Source organism: Methylomonas defluvii (assembly GCF_033949435.1).
In the GTDB taxonomy this organism is placed as follows: Bacteria; Pseudomonadota; Gammaproteobacteria; order Methylococcales; family Methylomonadaceae; genus Methylomonas; species Methylomonas defluvii.
This window is the reverse complement of record NZ_JAXARY010000010.1, coordinates 115,103-139,232: the sequence shown is the minus strand read 5'-3', so window position 1 is coordinate 139,232 and position 24,130 is coordinate 115,103. Positions and strand designations below refer to the sequence as shown.

The following is a 24,130-nucleotide window of genomic DNA, read 5'->3' as shown; positions in this document are numbered from 1 at the left end:
GCCGCATCATTGCGGACCCATACCCCAGCCTTCCAGTTCCGACTGTCGTTTGACCGTAGGCACATCCAGATCGGTCATCCGGCCTTGGGTGCGGGTCAAGGTATCTTGCCGGCCGCTGGAGGCTGCGCCGTATTTCTGCGGATTGAGTCGGCTGCCTGTGCCGGTGAGTTGATCGAGATTGAGCATGGATGCGGCATTGGCGGCGGACGGCAAATGCCCGGTCTGTGCCAGAATTGCCAACCATTCGTCGAGATTGACTTGTGTCCAGTCCACCCGATCCAAATCACCGACTTTGATGCCGGTACAACTCGGACTTTCCGGCGTGCCAAAATCCATCCCCAATTGCGGTTTGATTTGTTCGTTGAGAATGCGTGCTAGCGGCGAGTTGTAGCAGCAGTAGCTTTCCTTGCGCACCCAACACACACCAGCCACCTTACTCTCGCAATAGGTACCCAGATCCGTGCAGACTTTCAGTTGTTTCTTGGCGGCCAGTTCGTATTCCGGTTCCTCGCAGGAATAGACCATTTGGATAATCATGATGATGATCATCACGGCGGTGTATGCGGCCATCAGTGTGCTAAGCAGTTGCCCGGCAAAAGCGGCACCACCGCCTAATTGCAAACCACCGGATTGCGCGGCAGGTGTCAGATTGCCCGCCGCATCAAAGGCTGCCTGACCACCGGCGCTGAACAAAGCATTGCCGGCCGCTTGGCCAAAGGTCTGGCCAATCCATTCCGCCACGGATTTCATCAATTCGCCTTTGAGCGAGTCGAGCAAGCCTTGCGAGGCAATATCGTTGGTACTGAGCATGTCGGTACCGACCAAGTCATTCACCGTCGAGGCAAAATCCGCCTGAAAACTGTTCCAGGCATCGCCGGCCAACGTGAACGGGGTGCGCATGGTTTCCCAGGCGCCTCGAATCGCCGAGGTACTGTCCATTGCCATCACGGTACTGTCCATTTGACTGGTGGCAATCAGTAAATCGATATAACGGCCCAGCCCCATCGCACCCGAAGGCGTTTCGCAACAATCCACCAGACTGAGTGCGCCGCCGACCATTTTGCAACTGGCCGGTTTGCCTTGAAATACTTGGCAAGTGGTAGGATCCTTTTGCTGCAGATCGGCGTTGGCGTAATCACAATCTAAATCCATCGCCATTTGCTGGGCGCTATTGAGTAAGGCGACCGCCTTGCTGAAATCCTGGCTCTGGGTGCGATTCACGCTGATGCAATCTTCGCCCATGCAGCGTATCGGCCCGGCACATTGCTGTTGGGTATTGCTTTGAATGCCGGGAATGCCCACCGTTTGCCCGCAGTCGTAGGTATCGACGCTGTCCCAGCAAGTGCCTGAGAGCAGTACACTGGTACATTGGCTTTTAATGAATGAGCAGCCTTGGCTTTCCAAGGACGCGCAGGTCTTATTGGGTATTCCGTTCGCGGGTGGCTCCAGGCAATGGGTACCGGCGGTATCGGTCCAACATTGACCGTATTGATTCAAATCGCAGCTTCCTGAGGCTTGAATATTCATGCAAGTGTTGCGAATCCCCGTTGAACGCGCCACCGGGGCTTGGGCTAAATCCGTACCGCAGACCATCACCTGCGAAGTCGGATCGACGTAACAACCCGAAGCATTGGCCGGATCGTTTGTGCAACTCAGTTGACTGCCAGCCTGGCAAATGCCATCGGTAATCGCATTGGCCAAGTTTTGGCAATTGGGACCGCTCCAGCTCCATTCGTCCTGGGTGATCAGTTTTGACAGGTCATAGCGCAGCCGAATCCGAGAATAGCCTTCTCCACGTCCAGAAACGCGGGTTTCTTCCTTGAACACCTTGATGCCACTGCTATTGAAGGCATACAGCACATTGGTGTTGGGATATTCGTTCCAACTGGTGTAAAGCTCGCAATCCCCGAACCAGCCGCTGGCACCGGTATAGATCAACTGATTGTCGTAATAGACACGGGTGTGGTCATCGTATTTGACGTACTCCAGCGTGGCACTGGTGATGGCTTCCGGATGCAAGACCTCGTATTTGACCTGCCAGGTAAACAAGCCACAATCCGATTCCCAATAATCATCACCGACCCGGCCGACATACAAATCCATGCACCCCGGCCCGCAACTGGAAAAACCGCCATCCCCACTGACAAAACGGATCAAGGGCTGTACATTGACTTGGTGGGTGGCTGTGCAGCTTTGCGGTACCGTCGGTTGCCTGAGGCAGAGTTGATAATCCGGCACCCGCACAGATTGCTGAGTCTCGGTTTGGGTCGTCGTGGTCGTGCAGTCCGAGAATGACTGAGCCCATGGGGTAAAATCGGCAAACACCTGATCGCCGTTTTGCCAGATCGGATCGGCTTGTAAGTCCGGGTGCGACTGGTGGGCATTATCGACCAGCGTGCGATAGGCTTCGCCGGTGAAGCTGGTTTCGCCGTTTAAGGCTGTCTGTGCATCCAGACCCGCCGCCAGCGTGCCGGGATTGTTGCCATAGAGATTGGCAAAATCGCTGGTCGTGGTTGATGCGCTATTGGTATCCGGAAACAGCGTGCCGATTGAAATGGCGCTCTCCTGAGCCGTTCCTGGATTTAAGGTCAGCGTGCCGATGCCGGTATCGAGCGGAAACGCAAAACCGCCCAGAACTTGCTGTCCGAGTTGTTGACCATCGCGCCCAGCTGCCTGAATCGCATCGGCCCATGAAACGCCAAACGGGGTCCAGGCCAGTGACACGCATAAAATCGCTGATAGTATCTGCGTCAAGCAACGTTGCGGTTCGAATAACGCCCTAACGCCCATCACAGCCCCACACAGCAGTTTCTATTGGACGAATGTGTCCACGAAACGCCTGCAACCCTTGCCACGCATGGGTTGCCGCAGTGAATGCCGGTTCTGAACTGTTCACGGGCCAGTCCCCACATGGGAACCTGACTAGTCCGATGATAACCGATGGATCGGTACCGGCGGCAGCTGGTTGATACTTGATATGGGGTAAATAATTGCACTCACTCCTCCTGGGGTGCCGGAAAAGGTAAAATTTCGCCGCGTTCAGCTGGAATGCTCGCGCCGGCAAGCTGATCCGAGGGTTTTTCGGATCGGTTGGCTATGCGTTCGGCTTTGCGCAGCGCCCGTTGAGTGTCGATTTCCAATTGACGGAGCCGGACTATCAGCGCGGCGTTTTCCGTATCGCGTTGAACCAGTTTTCTCCGCAGCTCGGCGTTCTCTTCGCGCAGGTGCCGGATGACGGTTTCGGCGTTTGTTGTTGGTGTAACAGGCGCTTTCAATGCCATGATGCGTGTCCTGATGCGAGGGTATTTGCAACCGTCGTGTCCAATCAGGGTTCGGCTGTGACCGGCTTCCTGGGCAACCGTCGAAACGTTGATTTTGAGCGTGCCTGACTTGGCTTGTTTGGCGAGCTTCGGGTCTAGTGGTGCACCGCCTTCCAGACGTTCAAGCGCATCCAGAAAGTCTTGCTCGATCGGGTCGATGGGCGGTGGTGTTTTGGATTTACGCGTCATGGCTGTTCTCCTCGATGTCTTCACCCAGGACGTGCAGAATGGCCGCCGCTTGCCGCGCCCTCTGACGGGCAACATAAAACTCGTCACCACGGCCAATGCGTTCGGCATTCACCACGGCTTGCTGATTATCGAGATAGCGCTTGCGCCAGAACCCAGCGCTGTCCCGGTCGATCAGGAAACATTCGCAGCCAACGCAAACCGATGGTTCGCGGTATTGGAAATTCGGATTCGAGTCCTCCCAATGGGTAGTGCCGGCGATCTGATGGCAACGTGCCGATTCCGGTTTTAGCTCGATCAGGCATTTCCCGTGGTCAGCGAACCAAATTCTAAAATCGTGCTCGACGACTTCGTGTTCCAGGTCGCTAAGGATTTGTTCCGGAGTCTTGTCCTGCATGGATGCTCTAACCGATTTTCGATGGGCTTCGAGCCATGGCGCCATGTTGCCGGCATAGGTCGCATTACCCGTTGCGGCTTCGTATAACAACCGAACGGTCAGGCGGGCCCGAGCATCAGACAAGGCTTCAATGATTTCCGGATCGCGACCGATGTAGCCTTGCTCGGTCATGGCCAGAGACAGGTGTTTGAAATGCTGGCTAATGTGCGGCAGCATGCGGCTATCCACCTGGATGACATACAGCGCAAAGGTTTTCCGCCACTGGTGCGTGCGTAGCGAGCGCCCATCCCGATACGCGTCTAGTTCGGGGCTAGGCGGTAATGCTTGCCAATCGACGTAGCGGCGCAGAAAATCCTTTTGGCCGAGATTGACATTATCACTGTAAGGGCGCCCAACCGATCGTTGGTTTTTCGGCAGCCCGCGGTTAGCGCAAAACGACACGATCAGATGTTGGCAATTGCCTAACTGACGCCAAGGTCGAAACAAGCGTTCGAGTACGACTAATGCTCTGACCTGGGGAGGAAGATACTGACTGTCGGCCGGGCGAGCGCCGACGATCCATTCCACCGGTCTGCCATGGATTTTGGCGGCCAGGCTATTGAGATAAAAAATGGTATTCAAGCCGGTTTTTGACGGGCGTTGTTGTAGGCAGGACGGCAATCCGCTATCGGGGGCGATACCGGCTTTTAGGCCCATCACTTCACTGATGCGTAAACCGACATGGCTTTGTAGCACGATGATGCAGGCAATCCGAATATCCATAATCAACGATCGGATGGCGGCAACGAAATCAACTTGCCCAGCGCCTCTTCGCGGTTGAGTGTCGATGACGTTATGCCAAGGTACTGATTCACCGGCAAGCATCGAAAACTGGAATGAACTGACAGCCCGGCGAGCGGCATCGGTTCTAACCGGCAAACTGTGGCCTGGCCCTTTGTGATTGCCAGGTCCGCCTAGTGCATAAGCTGCAAGATAAATTTCCTGCAGCTTGATCACGTCATCGGCAGGTACCCCGATCAATCGCTCTGCAGCGGTCATGATCGGCAATGCCACTGCATCCGGTAAGGGTGGAATGAAATCGCGCTGGCGATTCGTGATGCGTTTGGCAACATCGAAGGGGTTGCGGCCGTCAAACGGTGGCTCCGGCATCGGGCTGACGCCGGAGTCCCGCAATGCGCCGCTTTGCTTATACAACAGCGTCAAAATATGGAGCCGTTGCCAGACCCAACCCTCATGCAAGGATGAATATTGTTTATTGCTCCCCGTTATGGCGACGTGTTCGACGTATTCCCAACTGGCATGGTTGTCCAATTCATGGATGGCTCGAAAATCCTGTGTGGCCATCCAGTTAACCAGGTAAGCCAACATCCGACTAATGGTTGCCATCGACGTGGTTTTCAGGCTTTTACCTTCACGGGGATCGGTCAGCAAACTCCAGACAAAGCGTCGTAAGCTGTCGAGTAACCCGGCCCATTGCGGGTCCAGTAGGCTCTGTCCGTGAGGCAGTTTGATATTCCAGTTCACGGTGGCGCGATGATCGGGTTGCCCTGGGGTCGGATTATCCAGGCGCCATTGGGCGTCACCCCAGAGGCTGATGGGGGAAACGCGTTGCGAGCTCAGATCATCGGCCGATAGCAAATGAATCTGGGGTTTGGTGAATGAATTGAGTGAGGTCATGACGATTACTCCAGGTCAGGCAAGTCGTCCAAATCCCATTGGTCGGCTTCGCGGATCACCGTTTCATCCTGGAAACGCGGGAGCCAGTATTCGATCAGGCGTTGCAATCTCGGTGCCCACGCCGTCAACCAGCGTGCTGCCGGTAATTGGGTTTGGGCCTGTTCGATTTTGACTTTCAGCTGTAGCGCACGAGCCAGCGCGTAGCCGTCCTGAAGATTCAAATGAGCTAACGCACAGCCTGGACAAGCGCCGTAAGCACTGCACAATTTGCCTTTATCTTGACCAGGCACCGGGCTGTCATAAGGATCAAAGCAGCGCCATCCCGGTGTCGCGGCCGCCAAGTCCTGGTTGGGCGGCAATGTGCGTGGATCGATAATGCCATCGGTTTCTCGCCAACGGCTACGCAAGGTCATGACATCGCCGAGTCGCTCATCATGGCGTTTGCGTGCCGCATCGGACGTGTAATGCGAGAGGATGACCTCAGGGTTTTGATGGCCGCTGGCGGCTTGCAGTGCAAGGAGATCGCCGTCAAACCAGGTATGGACATTATCCAGGCCGGTTGTGCGAACTTGCCTGAGTGTCAGATGAGGGAGTTCGTTCTCGATCAAAAAGGCTGACAAATGGTTTTGCCAGGCTCCTTTACTACCTCCCGACTTGGATTCGAAACCATGAGGCTCTGACGGTTTGTTCACGGGAATCCAGATGAACAACCACTCTTGCAAACGCGGTGTTGCTACTGGACGAATCCGTGCTGTCCAGCGCTCGATAAACGGAATCAACACCGTCGGACTGTCTGGGGCATCCGAGATCGGAAAACTGCGATGCTGTCGGCGTCGGCTTCTTGATTTATAGGGGCGCCAAACCAAGCGTTTGACACCCTGGATTTCGATATAGGACACGTCGCTTCGGCGGGTTGCAAACAGCGTTTCGCCACTGAAAAAACTCACCATGGCCAATAACAACAGGAACGGCACCAGATCCCTTGGCGAGGGGTGAAAGTAGGTTCTGAGTGTCGCCAGCGATTCCGGCGTGCCGATTTGGCGAGCCAATGGCGCGTCGAGTTGCTGAAGTTTGACGAAAGACCCGATCACTGTCGGAAACAGTGCGTCCAATTGTTGCAAATGGCTTGCCAGGCTATTGGGTTCGGGGGATTCTTCGGCCAACATCGTCCAGCCCTGTTCGACGGTTTGCATGATTTGCGTACAGGCTTCGATACACATACTATGAAGATGGATCCAGTCCGCCGGCGCGATGATTTTTGTCGGATGGGCGATTTGTCGTGACGCCCCTGGCCAGGGATTGCGGCGAATATGTAAATCCTTACTTAACTGGGATCGGTACTGCTTAGATTTTTTCAGGTGAGAAACCACGCTGCGAACCGCACCCAGATAATGCAAGCGGGTGTACGCCGCAAGCACATAGGCGCCGTCTTCCATGCGCCCCAGCCATTCGATAAAACCATTGATGAATGCGGTGTTAAGGGTTGCCAGACTGGGCGCTGGCCTATCGTTGCGAGCCAGATACTGGAAAAACCCATGGTTCAGATCGTTGATAAACGTTTGCCGACTTGGTTCGGATTTATCCCCACCCCATACGACGACCATCTCGGCAAAGGCAACCGCCAATTCGGGCGCCATCAGCCAGTTTGAAACCTCCAAGGTTTGAATGGATTCTCGGCTGTGTGGTGTTGGGAAACGAATGAATAACCGTCGTTTGCCATCCCCATCGGTTTCTTCACTGACCGAGGATAGGCGTTCCCGACGAACGGCGTCGAGATCTGTTACAGTCGTACCCACGAGTTGTGCGTAGCGACTGGGACGTGTGGAGCCGCGATCAGAAAATGACTTAGCCATGACGCATCGCCTCGAAAAACTTCATGGTGGTATCACTGACTTGCGCTTCAAAATCCGTCACGGCGCGCAAGTAGAGATTGGTGGTCGTCGCCAACGCGGTATGCCCCAAGCGTGCCTGAATCTTTTTCCAGGGTTCCGCATTGCCCAGCGACTTTTCAAACCAATACAGCCAGGTCGCAAAGGTATGTCTGAGGTCGTGGAAAACATGACGGGGCTCTTGCGTGGTATACGCTTTCCCTGTTTCCGGATCTGTTTTATGTACGGTATACGTCAAGCCGGCGGCAAACAAAGCCTGCCGAAAATGCGCATCGATACTGCCATTTTGAATCGGTTTTCCGACATGGCGTCCGGTATGGATACCGTTCAAAAACAATGCGCTCGGTTCTTTGAGTTGGCTTTGCTTTTTGGCAGCATGCAGCGCGTCCTTGCGCTCATGGTCGATATACCAGTGCAATGCCGTTACCAGCCAATTAGGCATGAACACGACACGCGGCCTGAGACCTTTGGTTTTACTGAGCCGCAGCTTCGCCACACCGAAAGGTTGGGATGCATCAGGTCGTAGATCTAGAATTTGCCAAAGGTTTAATGAAGAGATTTCATCCCGCCGCATGCCGGTATGGAGGGCAATTTCGGCAATCAGCCGGTCCAAGGTTGGACGGCAATCATCGCCAGATTGGGTGCTGCCAGGCGGTAGCGGCCCAAGACAATGGGCAACCGTGCGATATTCCGTTTCAGTCAATGGTCGAACGTCATCATCGGCGCCCCGACGCGGTAACGGCAGTAAATCAGAGGTGGTACGCTGTACCGGATTTGCATGCAAATGTGCCAACGCATCGTGATCCATCGATCTGACGATTTGGCGGGTGGATTTCGAATCGAAAATCGCGCCGAAAAGCCCCGCCCGCCGGGCCCAGTCATAGAACTGCAATACCGTGGTCAGTCGACGGCGGACAGTGCCTACGTCATAGGGTTGATGGGTTTTGGGCGACACGGTCTGCAGCATAGCGTCCCGGTAAAATCGAAGATCATCCTCACTGACTTCGTTCCAAGTTTTGGCAAACTCCGCCAGAAACGCCCACCAATCCTTCAGGTTGTAGACCGTGGCTCGCAACGTATTCGGCCTGGTATTGCCGTGACGAATGAGGAATCGATCCATCAGATAGAGTAATACCGGCTCTATGACGCGTCCCGTATCATCGTCAACCAAAAATAAAAATCCCGTTGGTAAAGCACTGGATGCCAATACCTCCGAAGACATGGCTGGATGCTGATCAAGATGAATGGCTGATCGGACAATAGTGTTCACGGCACACCTACTGATCGATAAATGACTGTGAACAGATATCCCTTGGACAATCTTGGTATTCCAATGGATAAGGCCATCGTGTGAACACTTTTATGACCGGGTTGATACAACTTGCTTTAAGGAATTCTCTGTTCATGGTTGATCTCACATTTGTATTGTTAATCAATGTGTTAGACTGATTCATCGTGAACAGTTCGCCCTAGAATAGACAACAGTCCTGCCAACGCCACAGCAGGTAGAGATGATCTTCACCTGGCCCCGGATAAGTCCGTCCCGCGCCCCACTTGAAGGTGGTCTCACCAATGGCGTGATTGGAGTCGGTTTCGGCGACCGGATAAAACATGGATAGCCGGTATTGCGATTTGGGGATGAAGGGATAGATAGTGCCGCCGCATAACGCGTCGTTGCCCGAGGTTTTCCAGGCCAGCCCGCGCCGATGCAACGAGGCCGTCGCCCGCGTGGCTAATAAACTGGTAATTCTGGGATCGGTCCCGTAACTGGTCGGCGAAATGCCGGATAAGGGATACATATGCCCCCAGGCACCGGCACACCAGAACAACGCATCCAAGGGATTGCCGGTGGCTGCCGCTGCCGCATCAGCCACACACGCTGAAATCGCCACCGGATTGGCAAACAACGCCGTCTCCGGACTGGTAAAAAACGCCAATAAGTCGCTATTCCAGGTGGGATCGAGCTCGGATACATACAGCAGATCAAAATCCCGGTAGCCGTCACTGTTGCAGCGACCATCCCAGAACAGATCCAGCATAATGGTCAGCGGAAAGGCGAAGTAGTGGTAATTGAAAAACGACATCTCACTGGCATCGAAGTCGGCTTTGCCGGTGGTGGCGATCAATCGCACATTTGAAGCACTGAACTTATGGCCTCCCAGCGCCGGCGAACACCAAGGATTACGGACGATCTCGATCAGCCGTGCGGGATTCCAAAGTCCCATGGTCATGCCCAACTCGGGAATACCCATCGGATCAGTACAGAAACAAAACTTCTCGTCTGTAGCGATGCTCGGTACGTTGCCACCGCCCAGCGAAGCTCCCGCCGCCCGAATCGGAAACAGACAACTCCAGCAAATATCGGTGATCAGCTTGCCGGACCACAGTTCGGCGTCCGAGCACAATGGATCGACGCTATTGGTCGTGGTGTCGGCATAAAGCGGGGTTGCCAGTGTTATCAAGCCTCCCAAAACCCAAGGAAAAACGAATCGTTTCATGACCGCTCTCCCGATGAGACAGGCTGTTTTCGTTCATGAACAATCAGATGGTTGCCTGATTGTTCGATGAAAGACGGAACATGCTGTAACTGAAAACGGCTGCGCACATCCGGTGTCAGTAAATACACGGGTGCCTGCATGGTGTTTTCCAAATGTTTAAGCTTTTCCCAGCCATCTTGACGCGGCAGAGAAGTGGCCAAATACATCACGTGGGCCTTTTTGTCCTGGCAGGACTGATGCCGAATCAGTTCGACTTGAGCCGGCACCGTGGCATCGAACACCTTCAGGCATAAGCCAAACGGCATCTTTTCCAACGGATTGACGGTTTGTCCGGCTCGGATAATTAATTGACCATTGGGCGCTGCCAAATCGCGCGGCGCGGTGATGGTCAGATCCACAGGCCGATCGAGGTCCTGATGGGCAGCTGGCAGCACTTCAAATTTTTGCCGTTCCCAGAACCGAGCGATGGTCTGTTGCTGCTTTTGTTTCCAGTCGATGGCCGCCATCCGGCGTTTGATCTCTTCCAGTAAATCAATTTCAGCAATCTCGCTGACATCGCCCAAGGTGCCTAAATCACCCTGTTTGCCGGCTTTGAGTTGCTGGTCCAGCCAGGATAAACTGCTGACACCTCGAACATGTAAACGAGATTGTCCGTCTTGTTCGACGACCATGTCCGGTACTGAGGTTACCGACCAGCGTTGAAAACGGGTGGGATCAATGACGATGTTTGGGACGGGATCAATGTCTTTCAGCAGACGCTTGAGGTCAGCCATCAACGCCGGTAGTTTTTGGCCAGGCTTAGGCCCGCGAAACACCAGTAACACATCATCTCGCCCAGAAACTTCTTCGAAGATGACTTTAAGTGCCGATTCACCCAGTGAAAACGAGATAAACAGCACTTTGAGTGGTTGGTCGTTTTTACCCATTGGTGATTGTTCCGTACCGAATTTCAAATCGGTCAGAGATTTGGAAGCATTGAACACTTCCAGTGCCTGCTGCCTGGCTTCCAGTTGATGCGGATTGTTTTCTAGCCAGGCGGGTTTGGCTTGGCCCTGCAACGTGTTGAGAAGTTGCTGCGACCGTGTCAGCCAGGCTTCTTCTGCCGTGACCGAGCTTGCGAACAATGTTCCTACCAAGCACGCCATTGGTCGTAGCACCCACAGACAGAGCGTATTGGATTGGTGATCAAAACAACGCATAAGCCCGCCCAATCACCTGGTGGTCATAGACATAGCCCCAATAGCGCGAGTCAAAACTCTTCGGCGTTTGACCTGTCATCCAGTAGGCTGCCGGCGGAATCGTTTCATTGCGCTTAAAACTGCTGGCGGGTTTTTTAAGTTTTTCCGCTAACGGCAAGCCTTCGATGATCAATGAACCGTTGACCGTAGTTTGATGGCTGTCGACTTGAATCCGATCGCCAGTGACACCGGCGGCAATCTTGACAATCATCTGGCCGTCCTTGAAATACGGCGCCATGCGTTCGGCGCGAAACGCCATTAAATCGCCCCGCCAGATATCTTTGTTGTAGGTGTCGATCAGGTAAATCCATTTGTCCGGCAAGCATCGATCCACTTGATCGTCGCCGCCAATCAGAAATCGCTGGCCCACGTAGCGTTCAACGGCCAATATCAATACCAGGGTTGGCAGCGCCTTCAGCAAAAACATCCCGAAAGCGGCTTTGGTCTGGTAAGGCCTTAATCGGGTGGGTTGGGAATGCGTAGGGATTGATGAAGAATGATTGCCTCTCATAACTCACCGTCCTTGCGCTTGAATGTATAAATCACTGGGCGCAGCGACCACGGCGGTCGAATCGATCACCAGATAGCCAGCATCGCTGAGTTTTTTGGCCTGGCCTTGCCAGTCGTCAACGATCTTGGCCATTTGCTCTTGCGTGGCATTGGGCGGTATCGCTTGAATCAGCTTGGCGCGGTCTAGGATAAACACCGGTGTCACGAGATTGAGTCGAGCAATCGGTTGTTGCAGTTGCTGATGCGCGGCAAACCAACCGCCCACGGTGCCTAAACTGGCGGCGATCAACACCCCACTCAGCCATTGTGATTTAACGTCCATGCCTGACCTCCCGAGGTTTGGTTTGTCGACTGTCGAGTAGTTGTTGAATGGCATCGCCCAGACTCAAGCCTTGCCGGCGCAATTGCTTGAGTGCCTGTACATCTTCCGGTTTGGTGGAAAACAGAATGCGCTTGTAGGGATCGACGATCAGCCTGCCGATACCGGAACCCATCTCGGTGATGAAGAAAATTTCTGAATAGGCGCCCGGTAAGGTATGTACGGTTTTGAGCAACTCGTAGCCGCCATCCGATAGTGGCAAGCGCCGATCCTGCTTCATGCCTTCGATGACTTCGGCTTTCTGGCCTAATAGATACATATTCGCCGAGTTCTCGACAATGGCCCGGCCGGCGGCATTGCGGTACAAGTCGTTGACCGACTGGGTGATGGTCACTGCCGCACCGCCGTATTTACGAAACCGCCGATAGCCATGTTCCATGAACTTGGCGACATCGCCTTCAGTCAGCAGATCCCAGGCTTCGTCGATGATGACGATCTTGGGCCGGTTACGTTCGCCGAGATACATTTCCTGCTGGATTTGGTAGATCAGTTGCAGCAATACCACTTGTTGCAGATGCTTACGGCCCTTGAGTTCTTCCAGTTCCAGCACGGTAAAGTCGCTGGCGAATTTGGCGTTGTTCTGCCCATTGAAGTAACGGCCGTATTCGCCTCTTGTAGTAAAGGGAAACAATTGCTCGCCGACATCTTTTAAGCGTTGATCGGTTTCGGCGCACAGCTGCTTGGCAATGTCGTCAACAGACATGGCCTGGGCTTTTTCAGTCCAGAGTTGTTTCAATATCCGTTTCAGACCTGCTGTTTGAAAATCGGTGAGTTTCTCGGTCGGTGCCGCCATTTGGCTGACCAAGCCGGCTAACATATCGGCTTCTTCCTCGAAGTTCTGCACGATCTCGAAGGGATTCATGCAAATCCCTGAGCCGTGGGTGAATTTCACGAAATCGCCTTCCAGCACCTCGCAGAGGTTTTCATAGGAACGTCCGACATCGATCGCCCAGATTTGTGCGCCTTCGGTCAGGTAGCTCACGATAATCTCGTTGGTCAGAAAGGATTTGCCTTTGCCGGATTCGGCGGCGATACACAGGTTGTAATTGCCAGTGGTATCAAACAGCGATACGGCCATGTGTTCGCCGTTACGCGAAATAAAGTTCAAGGTCGGTGTGCCAGTGCCCGCCCAGTCACCGAATAGCGGTAACAAAGGAATGGCATGACGAGTGGCCAGGGTACGGTAACGCTTGAGATCGGCAATCGCCGACCGCTCGGGACCAAATGGCAAACAGTTGAGGAAAAACGGCAGGCAAAAATACTTATCTTCCAGCAGCTGAAAACCCAGCTCCCGAAAATACACTCGCGCATTGGAGACGGCTGCCGATTCTTCGTGTTCATCGCAAAACAACAATACGCCAAAATAGCTACGAATCGGCCGATCGCCGTCGCCATAGGCTTCGAACAGCACATCAAAGTTATGTTTGCGCTGCACCAATACTGGCAAGAAGCGGGCAATCGGCGTGTTGACCTGGTTGGTGATGAATTGCCGCACGCCTTCCTGGCGGGTGCGGGTCGATTCGGCATCGGGGTAATGTAGGGTCAGACTGAGCAAGGTATTTTGGCGAATGCCACGCGTGCCGGACAAAATATCGCCCAGATAGCTTTTGGCACTGCCAAAGTAAAAATGATCGGGTGTGCGTTTGGCGGATAAGGTCTTCACGCGCTTATTGCCGAGCCAGACACCTTTTTCATCGGTCTCAACCGCATTGTCGTAATCCAATAGCTGATCACGAATCAACTGGGTTGGATCGCATTCCGGTACCACTCGATCTTTCCAACCGGCATCGGGTTTCCAATTGAGGAGGGTATTCAACACGCGCACATACTGATCGGCATCCAGTACTGATGGATAGAGACCAATGGTCGACAACGATTGTTGGGTGGCTAGTTGCAATTCCGTGGCCCGACGGATTTCGGTTTCGTTCGGTCTGGGATTGGCGATCGGTAGTTTTACGGTGACGATCACATGACTTCGTCTGAGTCGCGCCCCAGAAATCGCTTCTGGCGGTTTGGTCGTGCCTTGGCGCAAAAACTCAATGCTGGCACCGGTCATGGTTTTATAGGTGTTTTTTTGCTGTTTAATCCGCCGAGTTTGCATCACCGCCAGCGATTCCTCGATGTCTGGCGAGGTCCATAAGCTCACTTGCAGCAAGGTCTCGGTCGGCCAGTCCTGGTTCAGCAGCACGTTGACGCGGGCCGCGACGCTTTGATCGGCGCCAGTTAGTGGTCGGCAGATGAAACCAAAGCCGATACTGGCATCGGCCAGTAAAAATAAATGATGTGCGTTGTCGTAGGCTAAGGCTGAAAACAAGCTATCCGCCGTATGGGTTCGGGAGACTTTCATTTCGATACCTCATCGCTGTACAGCACATTCATGGCGGCAGCTTGATGCGCTTGCAACAAGCGAATCGTATAAGGATGACGACTGACCCGTATCGCCCGCTTTTGGCGTAGCAGTTCCCGCGCTCGCGCCGGATGACAGGGATTGAGTGGTGTGCCATCGGCGGCCTGAACGCGAACCGTGCGATCGGTCGCGTGTTCGGGGTTACGGCGGTTACCCGCCGCCAGCTCGGAATGGGTGTGGGGTCCGGTGTAATTGCTCATAGTGCCTTTACAGGGTTGCTGTAACGATATTGGTGATGATGGTCGGCGCTGCGAACAAGCCCACGCCACTGGCCACACCCAGGACAAAGCCCATGATGCTGCCACGCACCACACCGGCGACCAGCCCGACGATCACGAACACGATGGCGATAATCCGACCGAGCAAACCTTCGACCCAGCCGGTCAGCAAGGTCCAGACGTTGTTGAACTCGGTACCGCCGGTACCGGCCATGGCGTCGGATGCCATCAATAGAAAAAAAAGCGATGCCAGGGCCACGAACACCTGGCTTCGAGTAGACGACTTCATTGAAACGACCTCTTGTGTAAGTAAAGACGGTTGCCCGTCTGGTCTCGGAAGGAATTTCCGGCTCAATAAAGCGGTCGCCCGCTAAGGCTCGTCAGACCTGAAAGTCCGGCGGTGAGGGTGTAAGGTTTAGTTTTTGGCGGCTGGGTTGTTCAGCGTCGACGGCATAGTCCGCGGCTCGCCCTCATCCACATCGGCTAAGGGGCGCTTTTCCGGCGCGCGTTGCTCGACTTGCAATGGAATCAGCGATGGACTCAACGTCGGTGCCGACTTACCAATCATCCAGCGCCGGGGTTCCAGTTCGGTGTAGACGTAGTTCGACACCATCAAATCCCCTTCAGCATCTTCCCAAGGGGCAATCCAGATCCGCATCACTTGCGAAGGTGTGCGAATCGGCGTCGGGTCGTCAATTTTAGGCACCGGTTGCTGGACTGCCGGCCTGAGATCACTGGCAGGTGTTGTTTCAACAGGATGATCGGGATTAACTGCGACATCCGCTAAGCCGCGATTGGTTTCCTGATACGCCTGTGTGGTTGACAAACATTGCGGTTCGTCGGGCATGCCTTTACAGCCATATTCGGTGGTGGCACAGCCGGATAATAGTCCTAACCCTATCAGGCTCAAGCTACACAAAGTAAATCGGTAAACACGGCTCATGGCTTTTTCTCAGGTTTTGGGGTGACAGGCGCGGTCGTTTGGGCGACCTCATGCGGTTTATTGGCTAACCAATCTGCCAAGACTTCAGGTGCGCCGCTGTGGGTACGACCGTCCGGGGCAATCAGAAACGGCACGCCCTGCAAGCTAAACAGCTTGGCGGTGACCACGGCTTTTTGCAGCGGCTCTTTATTGCATTGGCCAGGTGGTTCGGTCGGTAAGCCGACGTAGTCCTGTTTCAACAGTCGGTCGCGGACGGCATCTTTGAGTTTGCTATCGCTGGATCCCAACTGACACGCCAGTTGCACGACGATGTTTTGCGACTCGGGGCCGAGGATCGGAATCATCACCAATTTGAAAGTGTATTGGTCCTGCAAGGCTTGCAGGTCTTTCATTACCTTGCCGCAATACGGACAACGCGGATCTATGAACACCAACACCGAAGTTTTGCCGTGACCAATCGTCACCGGGCCTAAATCGTCGACATTGAGTTTCATCCGCGACAGATCAATGCGGTTGGCGATTTTGTCGATATCCTGCAGATCCTTGATTTCCTGCTGGGTCCAAATATCCATTAATTTGCCGCCAGTCAGGGCAAAGCGGCCGTTACTGGAAATAAACACGGTTTGCTCGCCGGTCTTGACCATCTTCAGACCTGAGATCGGTAAATCCTGCATACCGTCGATTTTGATCGATAAAAGGCCTGCGGCAATCTCGGAAATAGCCGGCTTTTGTGGATTGGCAGCAAAACTGGCTGAAGTCACTAACAGTGGTGCCAGTAGCAGTAAATGGAATTTGCGTAGCGTCATATCGACCTTGGAGTTGGGATTGAATGAATTAGCTCGGTGACTTCAGTTTCAGAGCCGTGCCTTTTTGCACGATGAAATTGACTTGGCGGGTAGCATCGACTTCGATGACCGGGTAAATCTCTTCGGCCATATCCATGTAAAAATGCGACAGCCGCTCCATGGCGTAACCGGCACCTTTCAATGCACCGCCTTCCATCGACTGCGAGGAGAATGCACTTTGGAATGGGGTGCTGCCTGCTAGACTGCCTAAACCGCCGGTCATCAACACCGGAATTTGATTGCGACCAAAGGCATCGGAAAAGCCGCGTAGGAAACCCGCCATCATCGATTGCGCCAATAACGCACCTTGTTTGGACACCACGCGACCACGCACACCGTTTTTGCCGTCTTCGCCGGTGGCATAGGCATTCATCGGCACTTCAATCACGCCGCCGTCCTGGCGGACACAGGAAAAGGTCTCGCCGCGAAAGTAAGCCCGTTCAGCACTCAAGTCGCCAAAGCCTGCGGCCAACAGAAAGCACTCGCGCACATCGGCATGGAAGCGATTCGGTAAGATGGCTTCCTTTTTGATGCGAAACAGCACCGGCATGGGTTCTTTCTTGGCTTTCTTGCCGGTCGGTGCGTCCAGGCCGTTCAGTAGGACACCCGTCAAAATGCTCCCCGCTGGGATAAAGACATCGCTTTGCTTGGCGGGTTGGTCACTTGTTGTTTTACCCTCAGCATTTGCAGTTGGTGACTTCTCATCTTTAATGATACGAATCTGCAATGCAGCCGTTGGCTGGCCATTTGCGGGTCGGCCGCCCGAGACACCGGCACTGCCGTGGCTAGGCACTGGTATGGCCGCTTGTTCGAAGGCGCTGTTCAGGTCGTTGTTATCTAGTGACGAGCGTGCGGGAAGTCGGCGGTCATTGGGATGACTGGGCGAAGACAAAGCAGTATTCGGCGATGGCGTGACATCACCTGAAATTTGAGCAGTCGATGCTGTCGGTTTGCTTTTAAGCGACTCGACTTCACCGGACACGGCTTTTAACTTTTGGTCATAGGCTTCCCGTTCAGCTTCGGTCCATTGTTTGAAGCGTTGCTCACCCGATTGCTGCTCGCGTTTTTGCTGTTCTTCAATCGCAGCCAGCCGACGGCTTTGCTCTTCGTTTTTTTGCAGTAAATCCCGTAGCTGGGCCGAGATACCATCAATACCGAGCGAACGCGGATCGCTGTCGGTCAATATGTGTTGAATGGTGGCCTGTTTACTAAGCGGTTTGGTGACTTCCGGGGTGACGGTGGCCAAACCAATGATGCTGGCCAGCAAGACGCCGCCAATCCCACCCACCGCCAGATTACGTTTGGCCGTGGGGCTTAACGTGGACCACCATGAATCGACACCGGCCATTAGTGTTGGCCTCCGGTGAGTAATGAGGGTCTGAGCGTGGTGGCGTTTTCAGGTGTCCGTCTAACCGCGACATACAATTCGGTGGACTCATTCTGTCCCAACACAACTTTGGGCCAGGCGGCGACCGCCAACACGTCGTCTTTGCTGGTCGCACACGCGCGTTCATCGAATTCCAATGGATCGCTACTGGTATTACGGGCCAGACCCACCAGAATCAGCATGTCCGGACCTTCCAGGGCTTGGCCGGTCCGAATCTGCACTTTATCTTGCAGGCAATGGATGTGTTCGGTTTTACTGGGGTCGCGCAGGGAATAACCCGCTGGGGTCTTTTGCAATCCAAGATCGCGGAACAACTTTTTTAGCTGAGTGATGTAGGCCTGTTCCTGATCGCTGGCCTTGCTACCGGATGCGGTGGATTGCAGTTGAAGCTTGGTCAGCACCTTGTAACTGTCTTTATCCAGGCTCAGATGAATCTCTCGTGCCGGGATGCGTTTGGGAATCAGCGTCAGCGACAAGGCAATGTCCTGGTTATCGCCTGGGGTAATGTACAAGGTCACCGGCGTCTCATCAGCGGTGGCGACATAAACGATTTTGCCTTTGGTGCTGGTGGTGGCCTGGCTGGTGGTGGTGACCACCGGGTTGTCGAACGGCGTGACCAAGCGATTGAGATGACCCACCGCAATCGGCATCAGTTCGTTGATGCCGGGTTTGACTTGAACGGTCTGTGGTGCAACCGACGAAGAGACCTGTTGATTGGCCGCTTTTAAGACACTGGCGTCAACTGGTGGCAGCTCAATGCCCATGTTTGCATTGTCATTAACTGGGGCAGGGGAGTCCTGCACCGAGTTTATTGTGGCCGTTACCGGCGGTAACACGGTGATCGGTAATTCCTCAGCGGACGCAGCGCTACTGATGATGATCAACAACAATGCCCAATGGTGGCAGGTTTTAGTCATGGTTTGAGTTCTCCTGGCTGGGGCGGCAGGGCTTTTAAGCGTTCCACTGTTCTTGGGGCATCGGGATAGACATCGATAAACTCCAGACGCGGCCGGTAGTTTTTGATGGCGATGATGAATTCGTAAGTGCGCGGTTTAATGTCCGGCTTGGAACTAGGGCCTTGGCTTTTCAGTTCGCCGCTCACAAACACTTTGTTGGTCTCGGCTTCGTAATCCACATGACGTGGGGTGAAGCTAATCGCCACTCTATCCATCTTGATGGCCTTGATTTGATCGGTCATCGCATCCAGGACGCTACGATAAATGTCCGGGGCCAATAACGGCTCGATGGCGGTTTTCAGGAAATCGGCATTGGCAGGCGTGGTATTGCCCAACAGTTCCGCTAGGAACAAGCCCCAGGACTCCTTGAATTCACTGGAGGCTGAGGTGCGGGTGACTTCGACCTCTTTGTTCAAGGTCGGTGGCACCAGTATGATGCTGCGCTCGGTGCGCCAGGCAGCTAGCGAGGTAATCACACACACCACAAGCAAGCCGATGATGATTACGCGGCTAAAGCGGTTCTCGGTTTCGTGGCCGTCCCAGGTCTGTAGAAAATCCGACAACTTCATGGCAGAAAACGACGGATGTAGGGATTGGGAATGGTCATTGCCTGGCTGGGCAGCAACCCTAACCAATACAAGGCATGCAAGGTATAGCCGTCGGGCCGGTTGTCACGAAAACGGCGGTAGAATTTAACCGCGATTAATCCAATGGCCAGTGCAGGAATGAAGTGATCAATCAACATGCCGGTCAGCATGCAGACCATGAACGGTACAATCTCATCGGCACTCCACAACAGAATGTGGATCGGATCGTCGATGGCTTGGGGGATGGCAACGGGTTCCATAATGATCTCCGGTAAAGGTGATCATTATTGTGAAGGGATATTCAGCGAAGCATCTTGCAGCAAATTTCGAATTCGCAATTAGCTGCAAGCTACGGCTACTCATTGCCGTAATGCTGTTTGGTTTTGATCGTGTACCGATTCATATGGAAGGCTGTTGCCATAGTTCGGCAGCTTAGGGTTGGAAAATAGCCAACGTTTATTAAATGTCATCAGGAGAGAAATATGAAACCTATCGTGTTACTGGCAGGCTTGATTGCTTTGCACTACGCAGGAATGACCCACGCAGGTATCCTCAATAACGGGGAATGGAAACCCAGCCAATGTGGGGCAAAACCCGCAACGCCGACCATCGATGATCAAGATGTCGATGCCTTTAACAAAAGCGTTGCTGCGATCAACGATTGGCAGCAACAGGCTCGTGTGTATTTTGAATGCCTGATCAAAGAAGCCAATGCCGACAATAATGTGATCGCAGAGTCCGCCAATCGCGAACAAGCTGCCTATCGCCAATCGGTTGAAGCGGTCGGTGCAGCAGCGGATGCCGCCAAGAAAAAACTGGATAAGAAATAGACTGTGTTGAACGATGGAATCGCTCGCGACAATTTGTCCTATGTTCCAAATTCAATGTAATCGATAAAATTTCTCCCTGCTCATGGTTGCTGGTCTCGGCAACCTCAGTTGTTGTTTGATCTTCTCGGTCGAAGATCGCCTACCAGCGCTTAAATTGAGTTCTGGATAATTATGCAAAGGATTGATTAATGGAATGAAAAAGGCATTTTCAGTTTTTACAGTCGCCCCTCTGCAAAAATATCTCCAGTTCGGCCTGAATGAATTTCTTTGATGTTCAATCTGGTCCAGGTCGGCGTATTACGGTAACGCCAGGCATAGCGGGAGTGGAGTTAGCGAAACCGTGTCTGTTCGGGACATTCGTGCGTTTTTTTGCTGAAGCACGTACCTTCTGGGTGCTGGTGTTGATTAGCATTTTGGTGATGTCGTTACATACCTGTGGCTGGTTATGCCTAAAATGCCTGACCAAACCCATCCCACGCGACAAGCCCTTAATCATGGAAGCGGCGATTATTCCTGCTTCAGTGACCAAGCCTCGCTTGGCACCACTGCCACCACCATCTGCCGTAAAGAAGCCACTTCAAAAAGTGCCGCGTCAAGCCAAGATAAATGCCGTCGCGCCGCTTGATCCGGAACCCTCAGAATTTGCCCCGTTAACTCAGCGTTTCGAAGCTGTGTCGGCAACACCAGCAGTACATGATTCGGCTATTGCCAGCAATACCGAGTCGGTGACGAAAAATGCCGAGCAGATCACTGAGGCAACCATTGACACCCATCATGCGGATAACCAGAAACCCAATTATCCGGCTATCGCACTCCGACAAGGGTGGCAAGGACAAGTGCTGTTACGAGTCCAGGTTAACGAAGTTGGTGTTAGTGAAGGCGTGACGATTGAACACAGCAGCGGTTATGATTTACTGGATGAATCAGCCGTTGAGGCAGTCAAACAATGGCATTTTAATCCGGCCAAACGGGGTGATATGGCGGTCGCCAGTTCCGTGAGAATTCCAATTGTGTTCATGATTGATGATCAAGCCTCAGATCCTGCCTAATCGAAAGGTCTAATCCTCACCTTAACAGCATGAAATAGCAGTCAATTGTTACAATATTACTCCGGATATTCAGTGTTTGCCCATCTACGTGCAAACTTAGAGCCTTGATGCCATCACATTCTCTATACACGATAGGCGCCAAAGATAAATGGCAAGAATAATAAAAATGACAAAATCGGAACTTATGGCCAAGATGGCCAATAAACAACCTCATTTGCTCCAAAAAGATGTTGAACTCGCTGTTAACAGCGTCATTGAACTATTAACCAGTACGCTGGCCAGTGGCGAACGAATCGAAATTAGGGGCTTCGGCGGTTTCTCGGTCAATCAGCGACAGGCGAGAGTCGGTCGCAATCCCAAAACGGGTGATGCGGTGCAGGTGCCCAGTCGTTATATGCTGCATTTCAAGCCGGGGTTGGATCTGCGAGAAAAGGTCAATGCATCGCGCACGGTGCTCAAAACCATTAAGGATGTATAGCTTCATGACTGCATTGTGATTTCAAAGCTGAACGATAGGCAAAAAAAATCCGACCAGCGGTCGGATATGAGAAAGGAAGAGGTGCTACGCATACAAGCAGCAACTGGAGGATAGGTTATCAGTTGGTTTCAGTCTTGAGAATGTGGCTAATTGCCGCGCGAGGCAAGTTGTCGCACTAGTCATCGAATTTCTCGACTCGATCGATAGCACTTTTTGTATTACAGATCAGTATGCAGTAGCTCGGGTGCTTTGATACGATGAACTCTATAGCGTTAACTTCACTAATAGGATTCAGCCATGAACTCCCCACTCCCCTTTAAGCTGATGCGACTGAATGCTTGTTAATGGTTCAGAACAAGCAAGTTTGCGACCTTTGTGAACTGGAAGTCCGGGGTAGTAAGAGTTGAGCTGAATGCGCAGGAAGGAAAGAAAATATTCTGTTGCGAAGGCTGTAAAACGATCTACAAAATGCAATACGATGCCGGTTTGCTAGTTGTTCGAGAGCAACTTGGCAACACGAAAAACCATCAACGAAAAAAGTAAATTCATGCCAGGTAAAACAGAAGCCAATTTCAACTCAAATCATTCGTCATCGTTAGGTCATCAGGTGCTGATTGGCAGTCTTGCTACCTTAACGGTTGTATCGGGAGAAAAGCTCATGGTTAGAATCGCAAAACATCCATTTTTAGTGTTTGGGTTAGGCTTGGTTGGCGGTGCCTATGTGTGCAAAAACCGAAAAGCCATTATTGCCAACGCCTCCAAAACGATTGATGCTGGCAAAAATGTTATTTTGGAGCAAAAGGAAAAAGTAAGGGATCTGATTGCGGAGGCAACAGCAGAGTCCTAGCTATTGCTGTTAATCCCGTTGAGTATACGTCATTCGCGGTGAATCGACCGCTTAAAATCTGACTCCAGCCACATTGCAATCCCGATCTGTCATGGGTGCGTAAAAAGTGCTGTGCAAGGTGCCATTTAGCCAAACGTAGGCTGGATTCCAGAATGAAAACTCCCGGATCAACTCCATAGCGCCATTGACCATTTGGGGCAGTTCATTGCCAGTGAACCTAAAAAATACCAGTCCTTGGAGTTCCTCTTCGAGGAATTCCTTAAATTCTTCATCAGACATATTGGCCAGTTCCGGATCGTCTGCCTCGTCAACGTTTTTATAAAATTGCCAAAGTGGCTCTTTAGCGAAATATTCAGCCACGGGCGAGGCGATTTCTTCCAAAAAATCGGCTTCAAAGTCAGCCTCGGAAGCATCAAAGCCATAAACCAAACCTTTCCGAAATGCTGTTTCGACCGGTTCTGTTTTTGCTGCCATCTGAATAACGTGGTGCCAATGATTAAACCCAGCCATTTCCGCTACTTTATCAAGCGCCTCGTGATGGGACAGCCCCAGCTTCTTTTTGATTCTGCGGGCGCTTTGTTTGAGTTTTTGGACGGTGATCGAGGGGATGATGACAGTGATGCTCATAGTGAAATCCTTTAAATACGGAGTATTTTCACTGCCCACTGGTGAACACCCCTTTGGTTAAAGGATTGCTACTAACATCGAATAACGATAGTCTCATCCAAGTTTGCCATAGTGGGCAGCAGGCTTCTATCCAGCCGAGATTTGATCATACCACTGGCAAATAGATTCAGTCCATTTTCCCGTTGCGGGTTTTCGTTAGGAATCCGGACAGGCTAACTTTTGTATTGATCAAACCCGCTTTTGAGTGTTGGCCAATAAGGTGTTCATTGCCCAGGCTACGATAAATATGCCAATCGGCAGGGATTGTGGCGGCACAGGAAATGGCAACGTTAACCCCATCAGCAATAGGTATAGTGCTCCCAACATGATGTAGATGCTGTAACGATGCGCCATCGGACTGGGGTAATCAAAATTGGTCTGGCTGACCTTGCGGCGAATTAAGCCATCAATGGCAAATGGCAGAATTGCCACGGCCAAAAAGGGTAACCAGGCGCAAGCCATGACGAAGCGCTTGATCATCTGATACACCGTATCCCACAGCACATCCAACCGGCTTTGGATAAACGGAAACAAATCATTGCGACCTACATCTTCAAAGCCTTTGGACATTTGTCGTTCACGTTCAGTCGGAATGAAGTAACGGTAAACACTTTCCCTCATGCCGGTGCGGACAAACAATTGGTCAAACCAGTGCTGCGTGGTGTGCCGAATCTCCGCTTCCTTTTTTTCTCCGAAATAAGCAATCAGCATCCGGTCTTCAGTTGCCTGGATTTCCCTTGTCCAGCGATCCGAGACAAAGCTGGCGACTAAAATGACTTCCAACAACCAGATCATCAGACTGAAGAGTAAATTGCGTTGCATG

Annotated in this window: 24 protein-coding genes; 4 read left to right on the top strand and 20 right to left on the bottom strand. The window is 52.7% G+C overall.

What is annotated here, in order from left to right:
- Nucleotides 1-6: 6 nt before the first annotated feature.
- The 18 genes from traN to traL all read right to left on the bottom strand — a co-directional run bounded on the left by traN (nt 7) and on the right by traL (nt 19,697).
- A complete protein-coding gene (traN, locus tag QLH52_RS12460; protein ID WP_319961789.1) occupies nt 7-2,754 on the bottom strand; it encodes a conjugal transfer mating pair stabilization protein TraN in 2,748 nt (915 codons plus the stop codon).
- Between the two features lie 242 nt (nt 2,755-2,996).
- A complete protein-coding gene (locus tag QLH52_RS12455; protein ID WP_319961788.1) occupies nt 2,997-3,509 on the bottom strand; it encodes a hypothetical protein in 513 nt (170 codons plus the stop codon).
- Nucleotides 3,499-5,580: a hypothetical protein gene (locus QLH52_RS12450; RefSeq protein WP_319961787.1), complete on the bottom strand. Its 2,082-nt coding sequence runs from the start codon at nt 5,578-5,580 to the stop codon at nt 3,499-3,501. Before QLH52_RS12450 ends, QLH52_RS12455 begins: the two co-directional genes overlap by 11 nt.
- 5 nt (nt 5,581-5,585) lie before the next feature.
- Complete coding sequence (locus tag QLH52_RS12445) at nt 5,586-7,433, bottom strand: hypothetical protein (RefSeq protein ID WP_319961786.1); 1,848 nt, start codon at nt 7,431-7,433, stop codon at nt 5,586-5,588.
- On the bottom strand, nt 7,426-8,739 hold the full coding sequence (locus QLH52_RS12440; protein ID WP_319961785.1) for a tyrosine-type recombinase/integrase: 1,314 nt from the start codon (nt 8,737-8,739) through the stop codon (nt 7,426-7,428). The genes QLH52_RS12445 and QLH52_RS12440 overlap by 8 nt, the downstream gene beginning before the upstream one ends.
- Nucleotides 8,740-8,938: 199 nt before the next feature.
- Nucleotides 8,939-9,967 (bottom strand): TraU family protein, encoded by a 1,029-nt coding sequence (locus QLH52_RS12435; protein WP_319961784.1) that lies wholly within the window; start codon nt 9,965-9,967, stop codon nt 8,939-8,941.
- Nucleotides 9,964-11,112 carry a TrbC family F-type conjugative pilus assembly protein gene (locus QLH52_RS12430; RefSeq protein ID WP_319961783.1) on the bottom strand — a complete coding sequence of 383 codons (1,149 nt, stop codon included), beginning with the start codon at nt 11,110-11,112 and terminating at the stop codon, nt 9,964-9,966. Before QLH52_RS12430 ends, QLH52_RS12435 begins: the two co-directional genes overlap by 4 nt.
- A gap of 40 nt (nt 11,113-11,152) precedes the next feature.
- The gene (gene lepB / locus QLH52_RS12425; protein ID WP_319961782.1) at nt 11,153-11,716 is read right to left on the bottom strand and encodes a signal peptidase I; all 564 of its coding nucleotides are present in this window, start codon (nt 11,714-11,716) and stop codon (nt 11,153-11,155) included.
- 3 nt (nt 11,717-11,719) lie between these two features.
- Nucleotides 11,720-12,037 carry a hypothetical protein gene (locus QLH52_RS12420; RefSeq protein ID WP_319961781.1) on the bottom strand — a complete coding sequence of 106 codons (318 nt, stop codon included), beginning with the start codon at nt 12,035-12,037 and terminating at the stop codon, nt 11,720-11,722.
- Nucleotides 12,027-14,441, bottom strand: a complete 2,415-nt coding sequence (traC, locus tag QLH52_RS12415) for a type IV secretion system protein TraC (protein WP_319961780.1) — start codon at nt 14,439-14,441, stop codon at nt 12,027-12,029. The genes QLH52_RS12420 and traC overlap by 11 nt, the downstream gene beginning before the upstream one ends.
- Nucleotides 14,438-14,701, bottom strand: coding sequence for an RRXRR domain-containing protein (locus tag QLH52_RS12410; RefSeq protein ID WP_319961779.1), 264 nt, complete (start codon nt 14,699-14,701; stop codon nt 14,438-14,440). The genes traC and QLH52_RS12410 overlap by 4 nt, the downstream gene beginning before the upstream one ends.
- Nucleotides 14,702-14,708: 7 nt before the next feature.
- Nucleotides 14,709-15,008, bottom strand: a complete 300-nt coding sequence (traA, locus tag QLH52_RS12405; protein WP_278211042.1) for a TraA family conjugative transfer protein — start codon at nt 15,006-15,008, stop codon at nt 14,709-14,711.
- A gap of 126 nt (nt 15,009-15,134) precedes the next feature.
- A complete protein-coding gene (locus QLH52_RS12400) occupies nt 15,135-15,662 on the bottom strand; it encodes a TraV family lipoprotein (RefSeq protein WP_319961778.1) in 528 nt (175 codons plus the stop codon).
- The gene (locus QLH52_RS12395) at nt 15,659-16,468 is read right to left on the bottom strand and encodes a DsbC family protein (RefSeq protein WP_319961777.1); all 810 of its coding nucleotides are present in this window, start codon (nt 16,466-16,468) and stop codon (nt 15,659-15,661) included. Before QLH52_RS12395 ends, QLH52_RS12400 begins: the two co-directional genes overlap by 4 nt.
- Before the next feature lie 28 nt (nt 16,469-16,496).
- A complete protein-coding gene (locus QLH52_RS12390) occupies nt 16,497-17,855 on the bottom strand; it encodes a TraB/VirB10 family protein (RefSeq protein WP_319961776.1) in 1,359 nt (452 codons plus the stop codon).
- Complete coding sequence (locus tag QLH52_RS12385; RefSeq protein ID WP_319961775.1) at nt 17,855-18,811, bottom strand: TraK domain-containing protein; 957 nt, start codon at nt 18,809-18,811, stop codon at nt 17,855-17,857. Before QLH52_RS12385 ends, QLH52_RS12390 begins: the two co-directional genes overlap by 1 nt.
- A complete protein-coding gene (locus tag QLH52_RS12380) occupies nt 18,808-19,419 on the bottom strand; it encodes a TraE/TraK family type IV conjugative transfer system protein (RefSeq protein WP_278211047.1) in 612 nt (203 codons plus the stop codon). Before QLH52_RS12380 ends, QLH52_RS12385 begins: the two co-directional genes overlap by 4 nt.
- Nucleotides 19,416-19,697 (bottom strand): type IV conjugative transfer system protein TraL, encoded by a 282-nt coding sequence (gene traL / locus QLH52_RS12375; RefSeq protein ID WP_319961774.1) that lies wholly within the window; start codon nt 19,695-19,697, stop codon nt 19,416-19,418. Before traL ends, QLH52_RS12380 begins: the two co-directional genes overlap by 4 nt.
- A gap of 222 nt (nt 19,698-19,919) precedes the next feature.
- Here traL and QLH52_RS12370 point away from each other — a divergent pair, with 222 nt between their 5' ends.
- The 4 genes from QLH52_RS12370 to QLH52_RS12355 all read left to right on the top strand — a co-directional run bounded on the left by QLH52_RS12370 (nt 19,920) and on the right by QLH52_RS12355 (nt 22,641).
- Nucleotides 19,920-20,267 (top strand): hypothetical protein, encoded by a 348-nt coding sequence (locus QLH52_RS12370; RefSeq protein WP_319961773.1) that lies wholly within the window; start codon nt 19,920-19,922, stop codon nt 20,265-20,267.
- A 257-nt stretch (nt 20,268-20,524) separates the two neighbouring features.
- Nucleotides 20,525-21,316 (top strand): energy transducer TonB, encoded by a 792-nt coding sequence (locus tag QLH52_RS12365; protein WP_319961772.1) that lies wholly within the window; start codon nt 20,525-20,527, stop codon nt 21,314-21,316.
- 166 nt (nt 21,317-21,482) lie between these two features.
- Nucleotides 21,483-21,794, top strand: coding sequence for an integration host factor subunit beta (locus tag QLH52_RS12360; protein WP_319961771.1), 312 nt, complete (start codon nt 21,483-21,485; stop codon nt 21,792-21,794).
- Nucleotides 21,795-22,302: 508 nt separating this feature from the next.
- Nucleotides 22,303-22,641 carry a hypothetical protein gene (locus tag QLH52_RS12355; protein ID WP_319961770.1) on the top strand — a complete coding sequence of 113 codons (339 nt, stop codon included), beginning with the start codon at nt 22,303-22,305 and terminating at the stop codon, nt 22,639-22,641.
- 51 nt (nt 22,642-22,692) lie between these two features.
- On the opposite strand, the gene QLH52_RS12350 is transcribed toward QLH52_RS12355, so the two are convergent.
- Both QLH52_RS12350 and QLH52_RS12345 read right to left on the bottom strand, forming a co-directional pair.
- Nucleotides 22,693-23,268, bottom strand: coding sequence for a P-loop NTPase family protein (locus QLH52_RS12350; RefSeq protein WP_319961769.1), 576 nt, complete (start codon nt 23,266-23,268; stop codon nt 22,693-22,695).
- Nucleotides 23,269-23,496: 228 nt separating this feature from the next.
- Entirely contained in the window at nt 23,497-24,129 is a 633-nt protein-coding gene (locus QLH52_RS12345) for an IncC plasmid conjugative DNA transfer DtrJ family protein (RefSeq protein ID WP_319961768.1), read from the bottom strand.
- Nucleotide 24,130 lies beyond the last annotated feature (1 nt).